At 30.7% G+C, this 8,129-nt stretch carries 7 protein-coding genes; 1 reads left to right on the forward strand and 6 read right to left on the reverse strand.

What is annotated here, in order from left to right:
- Together VFS71_RS06705 and VFS71_RS06710 are read right to left on the reverse strand one after the other, a co-directional pair.
- The coding region (locus VFS71_RS06705) for a tetratricopeptide repeat protein (RefSeq protein ID WP_326400150.1) at positions 1 to 1,573 on the reverse strand (1,573 nt) is incomplete at its 3' end.
- 20 nt (positions 1,574 to 1,593) lie between these two features.
- On the reverse strand, positions 1,594 to 3,513 hold the full coding sequence (locus VFS71_RS06710) for a tetratricopeptide repeat-containing sensor histidine kinase (protein ID WP_326400152.1): 1,920 nt from the start codon (positions 3,511 to 3,513) through the stop codon (positions 1,594 to 1,596).
- A 417-nt stretch (positions 3,514 to 3,930) separates the two neighbouring features.
- On the opposite strand from VFS71_RS06710, the gene VFS71_RS06715 reads away from it, so the two are divergent.
- A complete protein-coding gene (locus VFS71_RS06715; RefSeq protein WP_326400153.1) occupies positions 3,931 to 4,368 on the forward strand; it encodes a hypothetical protein in 438 nt (145 codons plus the stop codon).
- Positions 4,369 to 4,446: 78 nt separating this feature from the next.
- On the opposite strand, the gene VFS71_RS06720 is transcribed toward VFS71_RS06715, so the two are convergent.
- The 4 genes from VFS71_RS06720 to VFS71_RS06735 form a co-directional block, all read right to left on the reverse strand.
- Positions 4,447 to 5,520: a peptidylprolyl isomerase gene (locus tag VFS71_RS06720; protein WP_326400154.1), complete on the reverse strand. Its 1,074-nt coding sequence runs from the start codon at positions 5,518 to 5,520 to the stop codon at positions 4,447 to 4,449.
- A 128-nt stretch (positions 5,521 to 5,648) separates the two neighbouring features.
- Entirely contained in the window at positions 5,649 to 6,773 is a 1,125-nt protein-coding gene (locus tag VFS71_RS06725) for a peptidylprolyl isomerase (protein ID WP_326400155.1), read from the reverse strand.
- A 10-nt stretch (positions 6,774 to 6,783) separates the two neighbouring features.
- Positions 6,784 to 7,431: a gliding motility-associated peptidyl-prolyl isomerase GldI gene (gene gldI, locus VFS71_RS06730; RefSeq protein ID WP_326400156.1), complete on the reverse strand. Its 648-nt coding sequence runs from the start codon at positions 7,429 to 7,431 to the stop codon at positions 6,784 to 6,786.
- Between the two features lie 6 nt (positions 7,432 to 7,437).
- Positions 7,438 to 8,129, reverse strand: a 692-nt coding sequence (locus VFS71_RS06735) for a DHH family phosphoesterase (protein ID WP_326400157.1), incomplete at its 5' end; no start/stop codon positions are given.

Below are 8,129 nucleotides of genomic sequence, written 5' to 3' on the forward strand. Positions count from 1 at the left end.
GATGATCAGCATAAATGGTAATATCTTCTGATATTGTTGTTTGAATTTTAATTCTTTTTTTATTTGCTTCGTCTTGTAGCGTGCTAATGCTTTCGTTTACTAAAGGAAGAAATTTGCTTTTTTGTGGAAAAAAAGGAATTAAGCCCTGTTCCATTCTCGACCATTCCAGTAAGTTCTCCAATAATCGATTCAAATTGACCGCAGAGCTTCTCATGTTCACTGCTGCAAACTGGATTTCTTCTTTGTCCATATTGTCAATATCTTGAGCCAAAAGTTCGGTTAATCCAAGAAAACCATTGAAAGGACCTCTAAGGTCATGCGCAATTATGGAAAAGAATTTATCCTTTTGTTTGTTGATGTTGGATATTACTTTGTTTTTATCTTCTAATTGTAAGTTCGTTTTTCTTTTTGATAAGTACAACCAAAAAAATAGTGCTAAAAGAATTATTACTGCAATGGTTATAGTGTACAATAAATAAACTTTTCGAGCCTCGTTTTTGATTTTAAGATTTTGAATTTCAATTTTTTTATCTCTAAGATCAATTTCTCTCTGCGATTTTAGAAATTCTATTTGTATTTTGTTTTCATTTGAAAAAATGGAATCGTTAAGATTTGAACTTTTTTCAAAAAGCAAAAGAGCTAGTTCCGGCTTTTCTTGGGTTTTGTATATTTTGGATAAATAAGAATAGGAATCTCTGATGTCTATTAATGATTCTTCTCTTCTAAAGATTTCCAAAGATTCATTGATGTAGTCCAAGGATTTTTGTAAAAGTTGAACGCGATTTACTTTGTTTTTTTCTTCTAAAGCAAGATAATAATAGGACTTTCCTAACTCTATTTTGTTATAAGCGTTGAATAAACTAGAATCATTTTCATAAATAGCAATGGATTTATTACAAGCTTCTATTGATTTTTGATATTGCTTAAGAAAATTTAATGTAATGCCTATGTTAGTATAGTTTAGCCCAGATTCAAAACTGCTCTTTTCATAAGCATTCATTCTAATTGCTTTGTCAAAATAACTTAATGCTTTTTGATATTCTTTCATTCTTAGATAAACATCTCCAATGTTATTTAAGAATGTGGCAATCGATTTTCTATCTTTTATTTCCTGACTTACTTTTAATGCTTTTTTATAACAAGAGAGCGCTTGTTTATAATTTTTAAATTCAACATAAATAGTTCCTAGTCCATTATTTGTTTTGGAAATCCCCTTTTTATCGTCTAGATTTTCAAATAAGTGAAGTGATTTATAATTATAATCTAATGCTTTTGGGAAATCTGCTTTTAGCCAATAGTAAACTCCAAAATTGCTGTATGAAGATGCGATTCCTTTTTTATAGTTAATTCTTTTTGAAAGTTCATATGCAGATTTAGCATATTGTAAACTTTTTTGAGAATCCTTGTAATACAGTAGTATAGACAAGCCGTTAAGCGCTTTTATCTTATTGGTATCTACTGTTCTTTGACTTAGTACTGTTTTTAAAGAGTCAATTTTCTGTTCTTGGCTTTTTTGTGAAAATGATTTAATGCCGATAAAAAGTAGACAAATAAAAATGATATTTTTTTTCATTTTGGTTATTTTAAGTCGCCTTAAATGGCATTGATCATATGATTTTTTGGAAAACTAAAATTAAAAGTAGAACCTTTTCCTTCTTCACTTTCGATCCAAATTTTCCCACTGTGTTTCTCCACAAATTCTTTGCAAAGTATAAGTCCTAATCCAGCACTTGGTTCGTCATCAGTTCCCCTTCTATTTGTTTTAAAATCAAGTTGGAATATGTTTTCTATCATTTTGGTATTCATTCCTATTCCAGAATCTGCTATTGAAATAATAGTGTTCTTTTGATCTTCTAGGGCATGTATTTTTACCATTCCTTTTTTTGGTGTGAATTTCAATGCATTAGACAAAATGTTTCGGATAACGGATTGCAAAATGTGATGATCTGCAAAAATTTTGAGATTTTGGTCTATAATTGTTTCGATTGTTATGACTTTTTTATTGGCAGCATCTTGAAGTGGTGCTATACATTCTTTTACAACTTCGCCCAAATTACTTTCTTGTGGAGAAAATGGAATCAATCCCTGCTCCATTCTTGACCATTCCAGTAAGTTTTCCAAAAGACGATTCAAATTGGTAGCAGAACTTCTCATGTTGATCGCGGCAAATTGGATTTCTTCTTTATCTATATCATCAATTTCTTCTGCCAATAGTTCTGTTAATCCTAAGAACCCATTGAAAGGTCCTCTCAAATCATGTGCAATGATGGAGAAAAATTTGTCTTTTTGTTTATTGATGTTTGATATTTCTTCATTTTTATTCAATAGTAACTCGTTCCTATTTCTTTTCGATATATACAGCCAGAAAAATAAAATAAAAAGTATTGCAATTGAGATTGTAATAGTTACTAATAGATATACTTTTCTAGAATCATTATTTATTTTAAGTTTTTGAATCTCAATTTGTTTATCTCTTAAGTCAATTTCTCTTTTAGATTGAAGATTCGTTAATTTGTTTTGGCTTTCATTTGAAAATAGTGAATCTTTTATCGCGTTATGTTTGTCAAAAGAATTTAAAGCCTCGACGAAGTTACCTTGTTCTTTTTTGGTTTTGTAAAGTTCAAGATAGCAAATGCTCAGTCGGTCTAATATTCCTGTTTCTGTAAATAAATGTGCTGCATTGTTTAGATATTGAACAGATTGCGCTAATAATTGCTTTTTGTTGTTTGAATTTTCTAAAGCCATTTTATAATAGACAATCCCCATTTCTATGTAGTTATTTCCAATGTTATAAGTTTGATTTTTATCGTAACTTTTTAAAGCTTTTTCAAAATAGTCCAAGCTCTTTGCGTAGTTTTTTTGATCCGAATATATTTTTCCAATTTTGGAATAACAATATCCTAAACCATTTAAATCATGCATTAAAAGATTTAGATCTTTTGATTTTGTGTAATATTCAAGAGCTTTTGCGTAATTTTTTTGATTGTAATAGGCCGTGGCTATATTATTCAAGTTATAAACCATCGATACTTTGTTGCCAGTTCTTTTATTTATTTCAAATGCCTTATTGAAGTATTTAAACGCCTGATCGTTTTTTTTTATTTCAACGTATGCCAATCCTAAATTGTTATAAGCTTCCGAAATACCATTTTGGTCTTTTAGTTTTTCATATGATGACAATGACAGGTAAAAATAGTTGATGGCTTTGCTGTAATCAGTTAATACCCATTGGAATACCCCAAGATGATTATATGATAAAGCAATTCCTTTTTTCCAGTTTATTTTTGTTGCCAGTTTAAGTGCTCTTTCTCCATAAGGAATTCCTGCTTTTGGATTTGTGTAAAAATAACTGCTGGCCAATCTGTTTAGAACGTTGATTCTTGTAGTGTCTTCAGTAGTTTTCTGAAGTTTTATTTTTAATGTAGCTATTGATTCTGAATTTTGACTATAAGCTAAGTTACCTATTATGATTAGGCATATTATCCATTTATTTATTTTATGAAGAATATTCATTGTAGCTTTTTTATTAAAATAGAAAATATGTATCGCAATTACTCAAGAATTGTACCAAAAATAATAAACATATAGATGTGCGTTGTCTTTTGATCGACAAAATACGTGATATATATTCTTTTGTAGTATTAAGTTTGTTTTAACTCTATTTTTTTTAGAGAATATTCTTCTTGTATTTATTAATTGTTATAACGAATTTGAGACAATGTTGATTTTTTAATGTAATTATTTAGTTAATAATTGTTTTGTCATAAAGTTGCAAGTTTGTATTTACTGATAAATATTTATTTCATTTTTGTAAAGAATGGAATTTTTCTTTTTTAATTGTAACTTTTGTTTTTGGTATTCAAAACGAAATTTCCTTAAAAAGGGATACCTTTGTAAGCTCTTATAAAAAATAAAAAATATTATCTATATATGAAAATAAATCCAAAAAACGGAATTGATAAACTCATTTTCGGAATGAAGCAAAATGATGTTATTGCTATTTATGGAAAACCCAATAAAAATTACAAAGACGAAGATGATAATGTTATTTTTGTTTATAACAATCTTAAAATTAGGTTGACTTTTTATGTTGAAGAAGATTTAAAACTAGGATATTTAGTGGCGTCAAGCCCAAATTTGGAATTGTTTGGTAATAAAATCATCAATAGAAAAATTGCGGATGTAAAAAAGGATCTGACTCAAAAAGGAATAACCAAATTTACTCAAGAAGAATTCGATACTTTCGAAAATTATTTCAATGAAGAAAATTGGATTATTCTTCAAACCGAATTTGATGAAATAGTTAAATTTGAAATTGGAGCAATAATCAATAACAAAGATGAATTTGACTGGAAGTTTAAAAAGTAGTTTAGTTCATTTTATATAAATAATAAAACCCAACAGTTTCTTTAAATCTGTTGGGTTTTATTTATAATTATTTAATATTTATTGATTTATTTTAATCAATTCTACTTCAAAGATTAAGTCACTTTTTGGAGGAATAGCGCCAGGATATCCTCGTTCTCCATAAGCTAAAGTATAAGGTATGTAAAATTTATATTTTGCGCCTTCCTTCATCAATTGAAGCCCTTCTGTCCAACCTTTAATTACCTGATTTAAATTAAAATCGATTGGCTCTCCGCGTTGAACACTGCTATCAAATACAGTACCATTGACAAAACTTCCTGTATAATGTGCTTTGATATTACTGGTTAATGTTGGTATTGCACCTGTACCTTCTTTTAATACAATGTATTTTAAACCACTAGCAGTTGTTTGGCCGTTAGCGAATTCTTTTAAAGCAATTGCATTTGCTGCAGTTCTTTCACTTTCTTCTTTTTCAGCTTTTAATTTCTCTTCAACCGCTTTATTTCCGTAATAGTCAGTGAATACTTTTGCAGCATCAAATTTTTTGGCAGCTTCCCCTTTTCTGGAAATAGTAATCTTTGTGATTACATCATCTTGTGCAATAGCATTCACTACTGCCATTCCTTGTGTTACTTGACCATAAATAGTATGTTTTCCGTTTAACCAAGGTGTGTCTTTGTGTGTGATGAAAAATTGACTTCCATTTGTAGCGGGACCAGAATTTGCCATGGCAAGAATTCCGGCTTTGTCAAATTTTGAATCGGTAAATTCGTCTTTGAAAGCGTAACCAGGTCCACCAGAACCATTACCGTTAGGATCACCACCTTGAATCATGAAATCTTTGATCACCCTGTGAAATTTTAGGCCATCAAAAAAAGGTTTTCCTTTTAGTCTTTCAATGGTTACAAATGGATTTTTTCCTTCAGCCAAGCTTATAAAATTGGCTACTGTAACAGGAGTTTTTTTGTAAAACAATTCAACAGTGATATTCCCTTTGTTGGTTGCGATAGTGGCATAAATACCTTCGGAAGTAGTTATAGGAGCTTTTACGGTTGTTGTTCCTGGTTTTTTTGTGGGAACTGTTTTTTTTGTGCTTTGTGCGTGTAAATTGAATAACCCTAAAAAGAGTAATAATGTGATTTTAGATTTCATTTTTTAGAAATTATATGGTTTGTTTTTTATTATTAATATAGCACTAAGGCGCTAAGTTTAGAATATGTTAAGATAGAAATCAGTAAAAAACTTAGCGACTGTTTCTTAGCTTCTTCGAACTTTTTAAATTAATTAGGCATTTTTTCCATTAACTCAATCTCAAAAATGATATTGGTATTTGGTGGAATAACATCACCTGCACCAGCTTCTCCATATGCAAGATGTGATGGGATAAAAATAATTGCTTTGTCTCCAATAGACATTTTTTCTATTCCTTCGATAAAACCAGGAATCAAACCGTCTTTTCTTCCTGCTTGAAATGGAATCGGTGTATATTGATTGGCAGCTGCTCTTGCTGGGTCAAATTTTCCAAAAGTTTTGGACACGTCTTCAATACTTGTGTCAAATAAAGTGCCATTTTCCAAAAACCCTGCATAATGAATATAAACAGTTGAACCCATAGCTGGTTTTTTGCCTCCACTTTTTTTAGTAATCACATATTGAAGCCCAGTTGCTGTTTTGATAGCTTTACTTTTTAATTCCGCAAAAGATGCTACTTTTTGATCACAAACTGCTTTATATTTGGCTTCATATTCCTTTTTGGCAGCGGCTTCTGCTGCTACTTTTTGTTTTTGACTTTCAGATTCTATTTTGAAATAATCATAAAAAGTTTTTTTAGCATCAAATTTCTTGGCATCTTCACCATTTCGGATGATAGTTATACTTTTTATAAAATCATCTTGCTCTATTTTATTCACTACTTCAAGGTTGTAATCTACTACATGTCCAAAAATAGTGTGTTTCCCATCTAACCAAGGAGTTTCTAAGTGGGTGATGAAAAATTGGCTGCTATTGGTTCCAGGTCCATTATTGGCCATTGCCAAAATTCCACCTTTGTCAAATTTCAAATCGCTAAACTCATCTTTGAATTTGTATCCTGTATCTCCGGATCCTGTTCCTAATGGATCACCAGTTTGTATCATGAAATCTTTGATAACTCTATGGAATTTTAATCCGTTGTAAAATGGTTTTCCTTTCAAAGTATCATTGACAACAAACTCATTTTCGCCTTCTGCCAATGTAATGAAGTTAGAAACTGTTACTGGCGCTTTTTTATAATCTAGCTGTAATAGAATACTTCCTTTGTTGGTTTCTATTTCAGCATATAAACCATCGGGTAGATTGTTGTGCTCTTTGTTGCAAGAAATTAAAGTTGTAATGAGAAATAGTGCAAATAAAATATTTTTTTTCATCCTGCTTTTTTTAATTTGTTAACGTGTCTTTTATGGTTGATTTGGGTTTTATAGGCATAGGCGCGGCGGCTTTTGCAACTGTATTGGGTTGAATTTGGGCATTATACTTAGATTCAGGCATAAAATCACGAAGCGTTACTGTGCAAAATAAAGGTTGATTCGTTCCTATTTTGTTATTGTCACCATGATAACCATATCCCATGTGTGAAGTGAAAAGGAAGTGTACTTTTTCTGTTTTTCGCATTAGTTTTATTCCATCTCTCAATCCCATCATGATTTCCTGCTTGTCTACTTTATAGATTTGTGGTTCTAATTCCTCTTGGGAATAAATAATATTCCCTTTCAAATCTTTTAGTTCATAATCAAAAAAAGCAATATCTCCTTTTTTTGGAGTAAGACTGTCGGTCAGGTTTCTGGTTTCGTAATAATACCAATATCCTTTTTTAGAGGCTATGTATTTTTTGGTAGGATCACTCTTTATTACAGCTTCGATTTGGTCTTCTTCTCCAGCAATCATTTTTTTATTTCGGGCAATAGATTGTTTCATAAAGCTTCCAGATGATTGTGAAACAGGTCTTCTGGCTTCTTGATGCTGTTTGCAGCTCGTGAATAATATGGCAGCAAAAAAAGTAATTAGCAATACTTTGAAATATTTCATGGGCTATTATATTTTTAATTTTTGAACTAAACTTTCAAATTTGTGAAGCGTTTCTTCCATCGAAACTTCTGATTTTCCTCCAGCAGCATTACTGTGCCCTCCGCCTTGAAAATGATCTCGGGCAAATTGATTTACATCAAAATTACCTTGCGAACGGAAAGAAATTTTGATGATTCCTTCTTCCTTGTTTTCGATAAAAATAGCGGTAAAAACAATTCCTTTTATACTTAAACCATAATTAACAATTCCCTCTGTGTCACCTTTAACATAATTAAAACTGTTTAATTCTTCTTGAGTCAGTGAAGTATAAGATGTTTTATGATCCATCATTACTTTCATGTTTTGTAAAGCACGACCCAATAGTTGTAAACGGTTATACGAACTATTGTCAAATAATAATGTAGGGATTAAAGTGTTTTCTACTCCAAGGTCAATTAATTCAGCAATAATTCTGTGGGTTGTTCCGGTAGTTTTCGGGAATCGAAATGAACCAGAATCGGTCAAGATTCCAGTGTAAATACAAGTAGCAATAGTTTTGTCTAAATCTTGTTTTTTGTCCAGGAAAGAAATGAAATTATACACCATTTCACAAGTAGAACCAAAAGCAACATCCGAATAGGTGTAGGTTGCATAATTGTCTGGCAATTGATGGTGGTCAATCATGATAAAAGGAGAGGTAAGTTTTTCTAAAACTTGTT

The organism is Flavobacterium sp. (assembly GCF_035760125.1).
Lineage (GTDB): Bacteria > Bacteroidota > Bacteroidia > Flavobacteriales > Flavobacteriaceae > Flavobacterium.